The sequence below is a fragment of the Corynebacterium sp. HMSC05D08 genome (assembly GCF_001807215.1).
GTDB lineage: Bacteria > Actinomycetota > Actinomycetes > Mycobacteriales > Mycobacteriaceae > Corynebacterium > Corynebacterium striatum.
Genome location: NZ_KV788283.1, coordinates 1 through 16,377, shown reverse-complemented (window position 1 = coordinate 16,377; position 16,377 = coordinate 1). Strand labels below are relative to the sequence as shown.

The 16,377-nt window shown below is 60.7% G+C and carries 12 protein-coding genes and 1 tRNA gene; 5 read left to right on the top strand and 8 right to left on the bottom strand.

The features are described 5' to 3' along the window. Positions 1 to 5: 5 nt before the first annotated feature. From HMPREF3148_RS00070 to purD, 4 genes are all read right to left on the bottom strand, one after another. Complete coding sequence (locus HMPREF3148_RS00070) at positions 6 to 2,129, bottom strand: S9 family peptidase (protein WP_070508535.1); 2,124 nt, start codon at positions 2,127 to 2,129, stop codon at positions 6 to 8. A gap of 38 nt (positions 2,130 to 2,167) precedes the next feature. Then, complete coding sequence (locus HMPREF3148_RS00065) at positions 2,168 to 3,037, bottom strand: phosphoribosylaminoimidazolesuccinocarboxamide synthase (protein ID WP_070508534.1); 870 nt, start codon at positions 3,035 to 3,037, stop codon at positions 2,168 to 2,170. A 21-nt stretch (positions 3,038 to 3,058) separates the two neighbouring features. Beyond that, the gene (purB, locus tag HMPREF3148_RS00060) at positions 3,059 to 4,498 is read right to left on the bottom strand and encodes an adenylosuccinate lyase (protein WP_046646044.1); all 1,440 of its coding nucleotides are present in this window, start codon (positions 4,496 to 4,498) and stop codon (positions 3,059 to 3,061) included. Positions 4,499 to 4,570: 72 nt separating this feature from the next. Next, positions 4,571 to 5,869, bottom strand: a complete 1,299-nt coding sequence (gene purD / locus HMPREF3148_RS00055; RefSeq protein ID WP_049151437.1) for a phosphoribosylamine--glycine ligase — start codon at positions 5,867 to 5,869, stop codon at positions 4,571 to 4,573. Between the two features lie 34 nt (positions 5,870 to 5,903). On the opposite strand from purD, the gene HMPREF3148_RS00050 reads away from it, so the two are divergent. After that, on the top strand, positions 5,904 to 6,326 hold the full coding sequence (locus HMPREF3148_RS00050; protein WP_005531319.1) for an HIT family protein: 423 nt from the start codon (positions 5,904 to 5,906) through the stop codon (positions 6,324 to 6,326). Here the strand turns inward: HMPREF3148_RS00050 and HMPREF3148_RS00045 are convergent. Further along, a complete protein-coding gene (locus HMPREF3148_RS00045; protein ID WP_129720810.1) occupies positions 6,323 to 7,681 on the bottom strand; it encodes a sensor histidine kinase in 1,359 nt (452 codons plus the stop codon). The two genes, HMPREF3148_RS00050 and HMPREF3148_RS00045, sit on opposite strands and share 4 nt — an antisense overlap. Positions 7,682 to 7,838: 157 nt before the next feature. Then, positions 7,839 to 8,543, bottom strand: a complete 705-nt coding sequence (locus tag HMPREF3148_RS00040; protein WP_005531315.1) for a response regulator transcription factor — start codon at positions 8,541 to 8,543, stop codon at positions 7,839 to 7,841. Between the two features lie 207 nt (positions 8,544 to 8,750). Here HMPREF3148_RS00040 and HMPREF3148_RS00035 point away from each other — a divergent pair, with 207 nt between their 5' ends. Then, positions 8,751 to 10,100: an MFS transporter gene (locus HMPREF3148_RS00035; protein ID WP_080969942.1), complete on the top strand. Its 1,350-nt coding sequence runs from the start codon at positions 8,751 to 8,753 to the stop codon at positions 10,098 to 10,100. Between the two features lie 80 nt (positions 10,101 to 10,180). Here the strand turns inward: HMPREF3148_RS00035 and HMPREF3148_RS00030 are convergent, their stop codons facing one another. Further along, entirely contained in the window at positions 10,181 to 11,917 is a 1,737-nt protein-coding gene (locus tag HMPREF3148_RS00030) for a pyruvate dehydrogenase (protein WP_005531311.1), read from the bottom strand. 201 nt (positions 11,918 to 12,118) lie between these two features. On the opposite strand from HMPREF3148_RS00030, the gene HMPREF3148_RS00025 reads away from it, so the two are divergent. Further along, on the top strand, positions 12,119 to 13,606 hold the full coding sequence (locus HMPREF3148_RS00025) for an MFS transporter (RefSeq protein WP_049151436.1): 1,488 nt from the start codon (positions 12,119 to 12,121) through the stop codon (positions 13,604 to 13,606). Further along, positions 13,593 to 14,144, top strand: coding sequence for a TetR/AcrR family transcriptional regulator (locus tag HMPREF3148_RS00020; RefSeq protein WP_049151435.1), 552 nt, complete (start codon positions 13,593 to 13,595; stop codon positions 14,142 to 14,144). Before HMPREF3148_RS00025 ends, HMPREF3148_RS00020 begins: the two co-directional genes overlap by 14 nt. On the opposite strand, the gene HMPREF3148_RS00015 is transcribed toward HMPREF3148_RS00020, so the two are convergent. Next, positions 14,144 to 14,216 (bottom strand) — tRNA-Thr (locus HMPREF3148_RS00015). The two genes, HMPREF3148_RS00020 and HMPREF3148_RS00015, sit on opposite strands and share 1 nt — an antisense overlap. Before the next feature lie 160 nt (positions 14,217 to 14,376). On the opposite strand from HMPREF3148_RS00015, the gene HMPREF3148_RS00010 reads away from it, so the two are divergent. Continuing rightward, complete coding sequence (locus HMPREF3148_RS00010; protein ID WP_083287660.1) at positions 14,377 to 16,110, top strand: threonine/serine exporter ThrE; 1,734 nt, start codon at positions 14,377 to 14,379, stop codon at positions 16,108 to 16,110. Positions 16,111 to 16,377 lie beyond the last annotated feature (267 nt).

The following is a 16,377-nucleotide window of genomic DNA, read 5'->3' as shown; positions in this document are numbered from 1 at the left end:
AGCTTCTAGGCTTTCAGCCCCGTGGCCTTGTTAATGGCCCACGCGTACTCGAAGGCATTCTGGCGCCACTTGTCATAACGCCCTGAAACGCCACCGTGGCCGGCAACCATCTCCGTCTTGAGGAGGAACTGCCCGCCCTTTGCGGTATCACGCAGCTTGGCAATCCACTTCGCCGGTTCCACGTAGAGCACGCGAGTGTCGTTGAGCGAGGTAATCGCCAGAATGTCCGGGTAGTTCTGCGCAGTGACGTTCTCATAAGGCGCATAGGACTTCATGTAGTCATAGACCTCTGGGTCGTGGTACGGGTCGCCCCACTCTTCCCACTCGATGACCGTCAGCGGCAGCTCCGGCTTCAGGATGGAAGTCAGCGGATCCACGAATGGTACAGAAGCCTGGATGGCCGTGAAGCGGTCCGGGGCCATGTTTGCCACCGCGCCCATCAGCAGGCCGCCGGCGGAGCCGCCTTCAGCCACCATCTGATCTGCGGTGGTTACGCCGCGCGCGATGAGGTCATCGGCCACCGCGATGAAGTCGGTGAAAGTGTTCTTTTTCTGCAAAAGCTTGCCGTCGTCGTACCAGGTGCGGCCCATTTCGCCGCCGCCGCGGACGTGCGCCATGGCGAAGATCATGCCGCGATCCATCAATGACAGACGGAAGACGGAGAAGTATGGGTCCATGCTGGTCTCATAAGAGCCGTATCCGTAGAGAAGCGTCGGATTAGCTTTGGTGCGGTCAAGATCAGCGCGGTGCACGATGGAGACCGGAATCTGGGTGCCGTCGGAAGCCTGCGTCCACATGCGGTAGGCAACGTAGTCATCCTTGTTGTAACCGCCCGGGACTTCTTGTTCCTTGAGCACGGTGTACTCGCCAGTCTCAACGCGGTAATCGAAAAGCTGCGAAGGCTGGATGAAGGAGGTGTAGCTCACGCGCAGTACCGGAGCATCCCATTCTGGGTTGCCGCCAACGCTCACGGTGTAGAGCTCTTCGTTGAAGTTTAGTTCTTTAAAATCGGACCAACCATGGCGTACATCCATGATTGCGGCACGCCCGATGCCGCCGCGGCGGTAGCCTACGACAACCTGGTCGCGATAGGTATCCACGCCTTCCAGGCGCACATCCTCGCGATGCGGAATCAGCACATCGAGCTCGCGGAGCGGTGCGAGGTCCTCCCCTACGGCCAGCGGCGTGGTGACCAGGGTGAAGTTCGGGCCTGAGGCGTTGTGGGTAACAAACCAATAGGCCTGGCCGTCTATCTCGGCATAGTCGACGTCGTAGTCAACGCCTGCTTCGCGCTGCCACAGAACCTGGAATTCGCCTTCCGGGTCCGTGCGATCCAGCACCCAGGTCTCTGAGGTCAGCTTCGAGCAAATGACGATGAACAGGTACTTCTCGCTGCGAATACTGCCGACGCCGATATTGAAGTGCTCGTCGGCTTCATGCATGACCTGCACGTCTTCGGACTGCTCGGTTCCCACCTTGTGGCGCCAGACGGTATCTGGGCGCCAGGCATCATCGACCGTGGTGTAAAAGATGTAGTCATCACCCACCCAGGTCGCACCGTAGAAGATGCCTTCGAGGCGGTCGGAGAGCAGCTCGCCGGTACGCAAGTCCTTGATGACCAGAGAAAAACGCTCGTCGCCAGCGGTATCCACGGAATAAGCCAGCAGGTTGCCAGAGTCAGAGACGGTGGAGGCACCCATCGCGAAGAATTCGGTGCCTTCTGCTAGCTCGTTGGCATCTAAGAGGATTTCCTCGCCCTCAGGCGCGCCTTCTTCTGGAATAACGGGAGCGGTCCACGGGTCAGCACCTTCGGCCACCGGAACGCGGCAGCTAATGCCATAGTTCTTGCCCTCGACAGAGCGGCCGTAATACCAGTACTGGCCCCTGCGCGAAGGCACGGACATATCCGTTTCCTTCACGCGCGACTTTACTTCCTGGAAGATGTTCTCAGTCAGCTCTTTAAGGTGCGCAGTCTCCTGCTCAGTATAAGCATTCTCCGCGCGCAGATAATCGAGCGTTTCTGCAGATTCTTTATCCCGCATCCATTCGTAATCATCCACGAAGCTGCGGCCATGGAACTCGCGGGTGATGGGGTGTTTTGCGGCAATCGGCGGGGTCAATTCAGTCATGCCGCCCCACTTTACGCAATCTGCGGCTAGAAGTAACCTTAGAAGGAGTTTCCCGAAAGACGCTCATAAGCCTCAACGTAGCGAGCACGGGTGGCCTCGACGACGTCGTCAGGCAGGCGCGGCGGCTTGGTATCAGAGGCCTGGTCCCAGCCGGATTCCGGCGAGGTCAGCCAGTTGCGGACGTACTGCTTGTCAAAGGAAGGCTGAACCTTGCCCTCCTCATAAGTATCGGCTGGCCAGTAGCGGGAGGAATCCGGGGTTAGGACCTCATCGGCAAGAATCAGGGTGCCATTTTCATCGAGACCGAACTCGAACTTGGTATCAGCCAGGATGATGCCCTTTTCCCCCGCGATGCGGGCGGCCTCGGAGTAGATGCGCAGGGTGGCAGCGCGCAGCTCTTCCGCACGTTCTTTGCCCAGCTTGGCGACGACCGCGTCAAAAGACACGTTCTCATCATGCTCGCCCTGCTCCGCCTTAGTGGCCGGAGTAAAGATCGGCTCCGGCAGGCGGGAGGCCTCGGTGAGGCCCTCCGGCAGCTCGATGCCGCAGACGGTGCCGCTCTCCTGATATTCCTTAAGTCCCGAGCCGGTAAGGTAGCCGCGCGCGACGCACTCGAAAGGCAGCATGTCGAGCTTTTTGACCACCATTGCACGGCCCAAGACCTCTTCTGGGATGCGCTCGTCATCAAGCGGACCCGCCAGGTGGTTGGGGAAGTCAATGGAATCAAAGAAGAACTTCGACGTCGCGGTCAGAACACGACCCTTGTCCGGGATAGCCGGGTCCAGGGAGTGGTCGTAGGCCGAGATGCGGTCGGAGACGACCATCAACAAGGTATTTTCATCGACATCATAGATGTCGCGAACCTTGCCTGATGCAAGGTGCTTATAAGAAGAAAGTTCTGGGCGCATGAGTCTTATCCTAATTCGCTTTTAGAGAATCTCGCCTGGGGTATAAGCGGCGGCCTTCGGGTGCTCGCTGACCAGGTTGTTGATGCGGGTGAGAACCTGATTAACCTGGGACTCAGCAGCGCCAATGAAAGCGTGCTTGTCAGCCAATGCGGCCTCAAGATCCGCTGCGTTCATCGGCAGACGTTCATCGGCTGCAAGGCGCTCGACGAGGTCCTGCTCGCCACCGTTTTCACGCATATTGAGTGCAACTGCCACGGCATTTTCCTTGATGACCTCGTGTGCGGTCTCGCGGCCCACACCAGCGCGCACGGCGGCCATGAGGATGCGGGTGGTGGCCAGGAACGGCAGGTAGCGCTCCAGCTCGCGGTTAATCATGGCAGGGAAAGCACCGAACTCGTCCAGGACGGTCAGGAAGGTCTCAAACTGGCCATCGAGAGCGAAGAATGCATCCGGAAGTGCCACGCGGCGAACCACGGAGCAGAACACGTCGCCCTCGTTCCACTGCTGGCCAGACAGATCGGCCACCATGGTCAGGTAGCCGCGCAGGATGACCTGGAAACCGCACACGCGCTCACAAGAACGAGCATTCATCTTGTGCGGCATTGCAGAAGAGCCAACCTGGCCTTCCTTGAAGCCCTCGGTCACGGTCTCGTTGCCGGCCATGAGGCGGATGGTGGTAGCCAGCGAGGACGGACCAGCGCCGAGCTCCACCAGAGCCGAAACTGCGTCAAAGTCGAGGGAGCGTGGGTAGACCTGGCCCACGGAGTTGAAGATGCGGTGGAAGCCCAGGTGATCCGCAATTGCGGTCTCCAGGGAAGCAAGCTTGTCCTCGGAACCGCCCATCAGGTCGAGCATGTCCTGGGAGGTGCCCATCGGGCCCTTGATGCCGCGCAGCGGGTATCGCGCGAGCAGGGACTCCACGCGCTCGATGCCCAGCAGCATTTCATCAGCTGCGGAAGCAAAGCGCTTGCCCAAGGTGGTGGCCTGGGCGGCAACGTTGTGCGAACGACCTGCCATCACTAGCGTCCGGTAATCGGCGGCGTGCTTGCCGATGCGCGCAAGCACAGCAATGGCTTTATCACGGATGAGGCGCAGGGAGGAGTGAATCTGCAGCTGCTCGACGTTCTCCGTGAGGTCGCGGCTGGTCATGCCCTTGTGGATGTGCTCGTAGCCAGCTAGCGCGTTGAACTCCTCGATACGGGCCTTGACGTCGTGGCGCGTGACGCGCTCGCGAGCGGCAATGGACTCGAGATCAACCTGGTCAATCACGGACTCGTATGCCGAGATAGCTTCGGCGGGGATATCTACTCCCAGATCCTTCTGCGCGCGCATGACAGCGATCCACAGCTGGCGCTCGAGGATGATCTTGTGCTCCGGGCTCCAAATGTTGGACAACTCAGCGGAAGCATAACGAGAGGACAGGACGTTGGAAATGTTCTTCTTATCAGCCACGGGAAACATTATTCCACGTATAAAGCCCAGCCTGAACCTTTTGGAAGCAAGCTGGGCTATACGGGGGTGCGTTAGAAAAAGCTAGATAGAAATCTCGCCGTCTTCGGCACGCTTTCCGATGTCGCGACGGTAGAAGCTGCCTTCCAGTTTGAGGCCTTCTAGCACCTCGTAGGCGGCAGCTCGTGCCTCGGCGAGCGTGGCGCCCTGGCCCAAGACATTGAGCACGCGGCCGCCGTTGGAGATGACATCGACTTCCTCTTCAACACCTGGCGAGCCTTCGGCTTGCGAGGTGCCCGCGTGGAGAACCTTGTTCGGGTCATCCAGACCTGGGCCAGTGATGACGTCGCCCTTGCGTGGGGAGGCCGGGTAGCCCTCTGCTGCCAGGACGACGGTAACGGCGTAGCCGTCCTTCCACTTCAGCTCGTCCAGCTCCGCGAGCGTGCCAGTAGCGGTGGCGTTCAGCGCCTCCGCCAACGGGGACTCCAACATGGACAAAACAGCCTGGGTTTCTGGGTCGCCGAAGCGGCAGTTGAACTCAACGACGGCAATGCCTTCCTTGCCCCACGCCAGACCGGCGTAAAGCAAGCCCGAGTACGGGTTGCCGCGCTTGACCATTTCTGCGGCAACCGGCTTGCACACTTCATCCACGATGCGCTGCACGCCGTCGGCAGGCAGCCACGGTAACGGGGTGTACGCCCCCATGCCGCCGGTATTGGGACCCTCGTCATTGTCGTAGGCACGCTTGTGGTCCTGTGCCGGCAGCAGCGGGACTACAGTCTCGCCGTCAACGAGACAGAACAGGGAGACCTCAGGGCCATCGAGGAAAGATTCGAGCAGGACCGGGTTTCCTGCCGCGTGAACCTCGTTCACGTGCTCTTTGGCAGCAGCGCGATCATCGGTGACCACAACACCCTTGCCGCCAGCAAGTCCATCATCCTTGACCACGAAGTGCGGGCCGAAGCGGTCGAGTGCTGCCTCGATCTCGGCATCGGAAGTGCCCGGCACGAGCTGCTCCGCACGCGCCGTCTTCACGCCAGCTGCGTTCATGATGTCCTTGGCAAAAGCCTTGGAACCCTCGATCTGAGCTGCGGACTTGTTGGGGCCAAACACGGCGATGCCGTTGGCACGCAGCTCGTCGGCAACGCCGGCCACAAGCGGCACCTCGGGGCCGACGACGACGAGCTCAGCGTCAATCTTCTTCGCCAGCTGAAGCATCTGAGCTGGGTCATCAACCTTGGAGTACGCAGGGTGCACGGTGGCCAAGTCCGCGAAATTAGGCGAGCCAGGGGCAACGTGAAGTTCGGTGGTCAGTGGATCTGCCTTGAGACCTTTGAGCAGGGCGTGTTCGCGGCCGCCCGAGCCAATTACGAGAATGCGCATGCCGCCTATCTTAACTGGCGGTAGCCTAGTCACCATGTCTTCTGTATTTACCAAGATTATTAATGGCGAGCTGCCAGGCCGCTTTGTCTACCGCGATGAAACCTGCGTGGCTTTTTTGTCCATCGAACCGCTGCGCTACGGCCACACCCTCGTGGTACCAGTCGAGGAAGTAGATAAGTGGACTGACCTTGACCCAGCTACGTGGGCGCACCTCAATGCGGTGGCACTGGAAATTGGCGCTGCTATCAAGACCGCCTTTGACACCCCACGCACCGGCTACATCATCGCGGGCTTCGATGTGCCACACACCCACATCCACCTCTTCCCCACCGAGAAGATGGAGGAGTATGACTTCGCCAAGGCTTATGCTGCCGACGCCACCGACCCGGCCGCCATGGATGAGGCAGCAGCCCGCATCCGTCAGCACCTCGGCACTGACGAGGAAGGCCGCCGCTAGGCAGCCAGCGCGGGCAGGCGCAACGTAAACGTTGAGCCTTCGCCCAGCGCAGACTCCACAGAGATCCTGCCTCCGTGTTGTTCCACAAGGGACTTCACAATGGCCAGGCCTAAACCGGAGCCGCCTGTATCGCGGGTACGCGAGGTATCCGCGCGGTAGAAGCGTTCAAAGATGTGGCTGGCATCCTCGGGGGCCATGCCCTTGCCATCATCCGCGACGTCGATAAGCACATCAGTGCCCTTCTCCCCCGCTTCCTCGCGGATGGTGAGCTTGACCTTCGCCTCCTCGCCACCGTGGCGAAGCGCGTTGGAGACCAGGTTGAGCAGCACCTGGTGCAGACGGTCAGGATCACCCTTAACCAGCGGGATATCGGCGGCCTCATTGACCACATCGATCTGGCGACCAGGGAAGGCCGCGCGGGCCGAAGAACCAGCTGAGAGCACTAGCTCAAGCATATCCACGGTGCCCATGTCTAGGCGCGAACCCTCCGCGCGGGTCAACGCGAGGAGATCCTCAACCAGCAGGGACATGCGCTTGGACTCATCATCAATCTTGGAAAAGACCATGTCCACGTCCTGCGTGGCGCCGGAGCGATACAACTCGGTGTAGCCACGCAAACTGGTAAGCGGGGTGCGCAACTCGTGGGAGGCATCGCCCACAAAGCGGCGCATCTGTTCCTCTTTCTCCTGCGCCTGCACCACGGAACGCTGCAACTGCCCCAGCATGATGTTGAGGGCGGCGGAAAGCTGGCCCACCTCGGTGTGTAGCGGCCAATCCGGGACACGCTTGTCGAGGTCTCCCGCCGCAATCTGCGAGGCAGTTTTCTCCACCACTCGCAATGGGCGCAGCGCGCGGCGGATGAACCACATACCGACTACAGCGATGATGCCCATGACCACCGCTGTAATGATGATCTGCACGATCGCGAGACCGCGCAGCATGATCGTCTCACGGGTCAGGTCTTTGGCCACGATGGTGACCGTGCCGTTTTGCTTGATGGCCACGGCACGCCACTTGGTTTCAGAATCTCCCACTGATTTGATGGTTGCCGGCTCGTCATCGATATAGAGCTTCTTGGCGTCCGGCATGCTGGCATTGGGGCCGGTGTAGAGAATGGTTCCGTCCGGCAGATAGGACAAAACAACGTATTCCGTCGGTGGACGCCGGGAGTAGTCGCCCGCGTAGGAATCGTTGCTCAGGTTGCGAACCCAGCCATTGGTGGCCTCTTTGAGCTGCTCGTCCACGTTCGCGTACATGACGTCAGTCATGATCGAGGAAACAGCCAACGAGGAACCGGCAAGACCCAGACCAGAGACCAAGACCATGAGCACGAGCAACCAAGTGCGCAAAGGCATCGCCTTGGGTCGCTGCACGCGGCGTCGCTTAGCAGGCTCGCCGACGAGAGCCGCAGCGCCCGTAGTTACCACCGGTTCAGGCGAATCAAGCGGTACCTTTGGTGCCGCGGAATCAGAAGTGCTCATTAGGTTTTAGTTTCTCGGACTTTGAGGACGCTTAGGAGCGCGGCATACGCAGCACATAGCCGACACCGCGGACGGTGTGGATGAGCTGGGTATCCCCGGTATCGATCTTGCGGCGCAGGTAGGAAATATAAGATTCGACGACGTTGCCGTCACCACCGAAGTCGTAGTGCCACACGTTGTCCAGAATCTTGGACTTGGAAAGCACGACTTCCTTGTTCTGCATCAGGTAGCGCAAAAGGTTGAACTCTGTGGGCGAAAGCTCGACGATTTCGCCGCCCTTGGTGACCTCGTGGGTGTCATCGTTGAGGGTCAGATCCGCATAGGAGATGGTGGCGTCATTGTTAACGTCGTCCACGTTGGCGCCGCGGCGCAGGATGACGCGCAGGCGGGTGATGACCTCTTCTAGGCTGAATGGCTTGGTCACATAGTCATCGGCGCCGATGGTCAGGCCGTGGATGCGCTGATCCACGCTGTCCTTGGCGGTCAGGTAAAGGACCGGGCCGTCGAGGCCTTCCTGGCGCAGCTTGCCTAGGAGCTCAAAGCCATCCATGCCGGGCATCATGACGTCCATGATGTAGGCGTCGGGGTTGACTTCGCGGGCCACGCGCAGCGCTTCGGTGCCAGAGTTAGCACTAAATACTTCGAATCCCTGGAACTTCAGGGATACGGTGAGTAACTCCACGATATTTGGCTCATCGTCAACGACGAGGACTTTTACTTCTTTACTATCGTCCATTGTTTCTTGTAACTTCCTTAAGTGGCTGCGTTTGGCAGATGTTGGGAGATTGCGGATTAAATGTTTCTCTCTTGAGCTTCTTTTAGATAATGGCACCTCGTCATCCAAGGGCACTGAAGAGATTCTGGACGCAACCTGTGAACCTCCAGGCTAGCTATTTTCCCTAAGTCAAGCAGAATCCTTTTCTAGGCCTTAGTATTTCGACTTATGACTGACTCCCCGGCCAACTCGCTCGCCTCTCCTAGTACGGGTTTTGATACGCCCACGCGCAAGCGCACAAACATGCGCACAGACAAGGCGACCGTGGCAGCTTGGGCAATGTGGGACTGGGGTTCGGCTGCGTTCAACGCGGTGCTGGTGACCTTCATCTTCTCCGTCTACTTGACCGACTCGGTGGGCAAGCAGATCGATTCCCAGTTCACTCCCGCACAGTGGCTGTCATGGTCCATGACGGTGGCGGGCCTTGTTATCTTTGCGGTCACCCCGGTCATGGGGCAGCGCTCCGACCGGCTGGGCAGGCGCCGCCGCGCGCTGGGCTTTTGGTCGCTTATGACGTTCCTTGCCATGGCGGCACTCGCATTCATCCGCAACGATGCGCCCGTGTACTTCTGGCTGGGCCTGCTGGGCCTCGCGGTGGGCTCAGTGACCATCCAGTTCGCTGAGGTCAACTACTTCGCGCAGCTCAATCAGGTGGCTGAGGAGGACAAGGTGGGCAGGGTCTCCGGTCTGGGCTGGTCCGCGGGCTATTTTGGCGGCATCGTGCTGCTGCTCATCTGCTACTTCGGGTTCGTGTCCGGGGATGGCGGCGCGCTGGGGCTTTCCACGGAGGGCGGCTTCAACATGCGCATGGTGGCGCTGCTGGCGGCCATCTGGTTTGGTGTGAGCGCCCTGCCAGTGCTGTTTCGTGTTCCGGAAATTACGCCTTCGGGCGGTGCGGCCGGCGGCGTGGTGGATTCCTACAAGGAGCTCTTCCGCACGCTGCGGGATCTGTGGCAGGTGGACCGCAATGCGGTCTACTTTCTTTTCGCCTCCGCCATATTCCGCGACGGATTGTCCGCGGTGTTTAGTTTTGGTGCCGTGCTCGGCGTATCCGTCTATGGGCTTTTGCCTGGCGACGTCCTCATCTTCGGCGTTACCGCCAACGTCGCCGCTGCACTGGGTGCGGTGATAGGCGGGCTTATCGACGACCATGTGGGCCCCAAGGCCATCATCGTCACCTGTCTCATCACGCTCACGGCGATGGCCATTGTGATGTATTTTGCTTCGGGCGCCACGGCCTTCTGGATTTGCGGGCTCGTCCTGTGCCTATGCGTGGGCCCGGCGCAGGCTTCGGCCCGTGGCTTCCTCGCCCGCGTTGCCCCTGCGGGCCGCGAGGGTGAGATGTTCGGCCTTTATGCCACGACCGGCCGCGCGGTGAGCTGGCTGACTCCCCTGCTCTTCGGCCTGTTTGTGTCGTGGCTCGGCCAAGGCGACCGCGGCGGCGTGCTGGCCATCGGCCTGGTCCTGCTCGTCGGCGCGCTCATCCTCATTCCGGTGCGCGATCCGCACAAAAGCTAGCGAGCCGCTTGGCCGTCCGTAGCGAGCCGCTTGGCCGTCCGTAGCGAGCCGCTTGGCCGTCCGTAGCGAGCTTTAGCTCGCTACGGACGCGGGATGTTACGCAGGTTGGACTGCGCCAGCTGCAGCATCTGACCAACGCCACCGCCGAAGACGGTGCGGGTAGCTGCCTTGGAGAAGCCCAGCAGCTGCTCGAAGGTCAGTGTCGGCGGGATGGACAGTGCGTTCGGGTCGGTGACCATGTCCACCAGAACTGGGCCATCGAAGTCCATAGCCTCGCGAATCTGCTTGCGCGCCTTCTTTGGGTCCTCGATGCGGATGTGCTTGATGCCCGCAGCCTCAGCAATCGCCGCGTAGTCCACGTGTGCGTGGTCGGTCTCGTGCTCCGGCAGGCCCTGCACCAGCATCTCCAGCTTGACCATGCCCAGGGAGGAGTTATTGAAGACGAAGGTCTTCACCGGCAGGTTGTGCAGCTTCACGGTCAGCAGCTCACCCATCAGCATGGACAGTCCGCCGTCGCCGGAGAAGGAAATGACCTGGCGGCCTTCGTTAGCGGCCTGTGCTCCAATGGCCATCGGAAGGGCGTTGGCCATGGTGCCGTGGCGGAAGGAGCCGATCTGCTCGCGCTTGCCGTTCGGCGTGATGTAGCGCGCGCCCCAGACGTTGCACATGCCGGTGTCGACGGTGAAGACGGCGTCGTCAGCCGCTTCTTCATCGATGATGTTGGCCACGAACTCTGGGTGGATAGGCTTCATCTTCTCAGCCTTCTTGGTGTAGGCCTCCACCACGTGGTTGAGCTTGTTGTAGTGCTCCTTGAGCATCTTGTCCAGGAAGCGGCGATCCTTCTTCTCATCAATGTGCGGAAGGATGTTCTCGATGGTGGCAGCAACGTCACCGGTGACCGGGTACTTGATCTTGGTGCGGCGGCCGATGTGGGAGCCGTCGATGTCGACCTGCGCCACGTTCTCCTTCGGCAGGAAATCGTTGTACGGGAAGTCGGTGCCCAGCAGGATGAGCAGATCGGCCTCGTGGGTGGCGTCGTGAGCCGCGCCGTAGCCCAGCAGACCGGACATGCCGACGTCGAACGGGTTGTCGTACTGGATGTACATCTTGCCGCCCAGGGCGTGGCCGATTGGCGCCTTGATCTTCTCAGCCAGAGCCAGCACCTGCTCACGCGCATCCTTGACGCCTGCACCGACGAAGAGCGCCACGGTCTTAGCCTCATTGATGGCCTGAGTCAGGGCTGCAGCCTCGGCTGGGTCTGGGAACACAACCGGGCGGCCGGCGGAGATGGTGGAGGTGGTGAAGGTGTCGTCCCCAGCCTCCTGCGTGGAAACGTCGCCCGGGATGACCAGCACGGATACACCCTTGCCAGCCATGGTGGACTGGATTGCGTGGTGCAGGATAACGCCGCCCTGATCAGCAGAATTGACCATCTCGCAGTAAGCGGAGCACTCGTTGAAGAGCATCTCCGGGTGGGTCTCCTGGAAGAACTTGGAGCCGATCTGGCGGGATGGGATGTGGGAGGCGATGGCTAGGACCTTGGCGCCGTTGCGGTGGGCGTCGTAAAGCCCCTGCACCAAGTGGGTGTTACCAGGGCCGCACGATGCCGCGCATACAGCAAGCTTGCCGGTGGTCAGGGAATCCGCCTCAGCGGCGAAGGCTGCGGCCTCCTCGTTGCGGACGTGAACCCAGTCGATCGAGGAGCGGCGGACTGCGTCAACAATAGGGTTCAGGGAGTCACCCACGAGGCCATAAATGCGCTCGACACCCTGCGCCTCGAGAGTTTCTACGAGCTGTTCTGCGTAATTTTTCGCCATATCACTGCTTCTTTCAGAATTAGTCTTAAGGATTTTGTAACTAGAAAGTCTTTAGAAAATCTCCACACCCCAGTGTCCCCGTACAGTCACTGCCATGCCAACAAATTGCTTAAGACTCACGCTCACGCCACTCGAGTGACACGGAGCACACGCCCTTCCACGGGTTTGAAATTGCAATGACCGTTCGGTACAGTTTCACGCATGTTCACACTAGATTCCGAGCACAATCACGCCGCCACCCAATCGACAAAGGCCCAGCGCTGGACGTTCTTCGCTGTGGTCTCGCTCGGTCTGCTCATGATCGGCCTGGATAACTCCATCCTGTACACCGCGCTCCCCGCACTCGCTGAGCAGCTCCACACCACCTCGACTCAACAGCTGTGGATCATCAACGCTTACGCGCTAGTGCTTGCCGGCCTTCTTTTAGGAACCGGCACCTTGGGTGACCGCATCGGCCACCGCCGCATGTTCGTCATCGGCCTCTTCCTGTTTGGCGGAGCCTCCCTAGCTGCAGCCCTCGCCCCCAGCGCATGGTTCCTCGTCGGCGCCCGCGCGCTGCTCGGACTCGGCGCTGCCGTCATGATGCCCGCGACCCTCGCGCTCATTCGCCTGACCTTCGACGACGAAATCGAGCGCAACACCGCCATCGGCATCTGGGGCTCGGTCGCCGTAGTCGGCGCCGCCGCCGGCCCCACCGTGGGAGGATTCCTGTTGGAGCACTTTTGGTGGGGTTCGGTCTTCCTCATCAACGTGCCCATCGTCCTCATTGCTCTGACCCTGACCTACTTTCTCGCACCTCCCAATCAGCCGAATCCCGAGAAGCATTGGGACTTCATCTCCTCGCTCTTCGCCCTGGTGACGCTGTCCTCGCTGGTGCTTTCCATCAAGTCCTTCGCGGGCTCCCAGTTCAGTCTCGCCGGTGGCGCGCTGCTGGTCTTCCTCGTCGGCGCATTCCTCTTTGCCCGCCGCCAGAACCAGCTCACGGACCCACTGCTGACCTTCGACATCTTCCGCTCCCCCGTCTTTACCGGCGGCGTCATCACCGCGGGCGGCGCCATGTTTGGCATGTCCGGCTTGGAGATGCTCACTACCCAGAAGCTGCAGCTTGTCGACGGCTTCTCGCCCCTCCACGCCGGCCTGACCATCTCCGCGGTGGCCATCGCCGCACTCCCGATGTCCACGCTGGGCGGTGCTAACCTGCACCGCTGGGGTTTTCTGCCCATCATCGCGGGCGGTTTCCTGTGCATGGGGGCCGGCATCGGCATCGCAATGTGGGCCGGCCACCACGGCATCTTCTGGCTCTTCGTCGCGGGCATGCTCACGATGGGTATTGGCGCGGGCTTGACGATGTCCGTGTCCTCCACGGCCATCATCGGCGCGGCACCGGCGCACCGCTCCGGCATGGCCGCGGGCGTGGAGGAGGTCTCCTACGAGTTCGGCACGTTGCTGTCCATCGCAATCACGGGATCCATCCTCCCGTTGCTCTACGCCCGCAACCTCCCCGAAGGCATCTCAGGCATGCAGGCGCTTTACGACGCCGCGACCCACGACACCGCCGCCAGCGCCTACAACGAGGCCTACCTCACCACCTTGGGCGGGCTCATGGCCTTTATGCTGGTTCTAGCCGCAGTAACCGGCTGGTGCTTCAAGCACAACCCCAAGTCTGGAGGCAATAATGCCGCGCATTAGCAAGAAGACCGAGGCCCTCGAGACCGCCCTCGCCATCATCGAGGCGGAGGGCGTGCACGCCGTGACTTACGACGCCCTCGCCACCGCCACCGGCATCTCCAAGTCGGGGCTCATCTACCACTTCCCCTCCCGGCACGCGCTGCTGGTGGACTGCCACCGCTTCTGCGCGCAGCGTTGGGAGGACGAGCTGGAGGCGCTGGCTGGTGGCAAGAAGGCGGAGGAGCTCAGTGAGAAGGAGCGCTACCGGGCACTCATCTTGTCCTTGGGCAAGAACGATCCGCTCATCGAGCTGCTGATGAGCATTCACTCACAGCAACACGCGGACTTCATGGAGCAATGGAGTGGCGTCGACAAGCGCTGGATGCCCGACCCAGCCGGAAATAACCTCAGCCCGCTCATCGTAACGCTGTTGGGCAACGGCTTGTGGGTGCATGACCACCTGACCGAGCGCAAGATTCCGGCGACTTCACGCAAAAAAATAGTGGAGCTCCTCCTGGCGTTCTTGGACACCGGGGAGCTCCACGTAAAGCAGTCTTGAGCTGGAGACGAGACTTGAACTCGCAACCTACGCATTACAAGTGCGTTGCGCTACCGATTGCGCCACTCCAGCACCGCGGTTAATACCGCTGCGAAGAATCGTACCTGAGCACCGCGCCCTAGAAAAATGCTGGGGTGGCCTGTGCGCACGCGAGTCACAACAGTTAGAGTGCAGGAATAGTCTCCGCGCAAGTTTTGGTCATTTCTAGGGTTCGTGTTTAAGGGTTAGTTGGGTGTCTTTCTTTTCCGCATGGAGAGAGCGTTTTAGCGCCTCTTCCGGCTACGTTGCCACGATCGACGCGGCTAAGGCCGCGCCGCCACCATCGCCGCTGGCGCCGGTTGACCTGACCGATGCCGCCCAAGTCACGGGCGTCATGGAGATCGCGGCCCGCGTGGGTGAAATCCTCATCAGCGCTGGCACCGCGAACTCAGACGCGAAGGCGCAGATTCACCTCGTGGCGTCGTCTTATGGTCTGCACTACTGCCACGTGGACATCATGATGAATACGATCACGATCCACACTGCAATTGGCACCGGCGCCAACCGCCGCAACCTCCACGTCTTCCGCGTGGCACCGGCTATTACCGTGGACTTTTCCAAGCTCTCTGCTGTAGACCGCCTGATCTACTCCATCCGTTCGGGCGCCACCCCGCCGGCGATGGCTGAGCGCGTCCTCGATGAGATCAACAACATGAAGGCGCCTTATCGCACCTCCACGGTTCTGGCGGGCTGGGGCGTTATGGGCGGTTCCTTCGCGGTCATGCTGGGTGGCGACGCCTTGGTTGGCGTCGTGGCGTTTTTCGTCTCTTTGCTCATCATGGGTGTGAACACGTGGGCCGCAAAGTTCCGAGTGCCGCCGTTCTACCAGAACATTATTGGCGGATTCTTGGCCGTCGTGCCTGCGGCAATCCTCTACAACTTGGCTGCGGGCATGGGCATTACGTTCTCGCCTTCGCAGATTATTGGTTCGGGAATCATCGTCCTCGTTGCTGGCCTTACGCTGGTGCAATGCTTGGTTGACGGCATCACGCGCGCACCGGTGACCTCGGCGGCTCGCTTCTTTGAGGCAATGCTAGCCACGGGCGCTATCATCGCGGGCGTTGGCGTTGGTATTCAGTTCTCGGACTGGATGGGCTTTACGCTGCCGCCGCTGGCGACACTCGCACCGCCGGTCTACCACCAGGTTCCGCTGCTCATTCTGTGCGGCAGCATCGGTTCGGCGGCCTTTGCACTGGCTTGTGGCGCCTCGTGGATTGAGGTCACCATCTCTGGTCTGACGGCCGGCGCCGGTATGCTCTTCTACTACTTCGTGGTCATTCCATTTGGCGTGGGCGCTGTGGTGGCCAGCGGCATTTCCGCAGTGGCCGTGGGACTGGCCGGTGGCTTGCTCTCCCGCCGGTGGATGATGCCACCGCTCATCACGATGATCGTGGGCTATACCCCGATGCTGCCGGGTCTGACCTTGTACCGCGGCATGTACGCCTCGCTGAATGAGCAAATGATTGTGGGCTTTACCAACCTTGCCCGCGCTATTGCCATCGCTGGTGCGCTGGCTGCTGGCGTTGTGCTGGGCGAGCGCGTGGCCCGCCGCCTGCGTCGCCCGCAGTACTTCCGTCCTTATGCCACCATCAAACGCGTGGGCCACTTCTCCTTCCACCAGGCCAGCCGCCTAGCTGCCCGCAAGCCACGCATTCCGCGCGTGCCGCTTTCCCCCTTCGCCCCCAAGGTCAACCGCCCCGTCCTGCCTCCGAAGCTGGGGCCCAAGCCGCCGATGCCTGCCCAGCAGGTACGCATGCTCCAAGACCAAGCCATCGGCGAGGACTGGAAGGAAGAATGGGAGTCCATCACCGAGATGTGGCCGGTTACCACGCAGTGGGAGGCCCAACCGCAAGACGGTGGGAGCGCACAACCCGCTGCAGACGGCGCCGAAGATGCGGCCGAAACCGCCCCAGATGCCAAATCGTGAGCAAAAAAGTTCGGCGGTTTCAAGTGGTGGATGCATCACTTGAATAGTTCTTGTATCTTCTCTTCTGGTTTATACCAGTTGAGGACTTTTCTGGGGCGCCCGTTGAGAAGGTCTTGAATGTGTTGGACATCCTTGTCGGTCAGGGCACTAAAGTCGCTTCCTTCGGGCAGGAAGTCTCTGACTAGCCCGTTGGTGTTTTCGTTAGTAGGACGTTGCCACGGCGAGTGTGGATCGGGCCCGACCCCCGGAAAGTGGACACATCGGGGG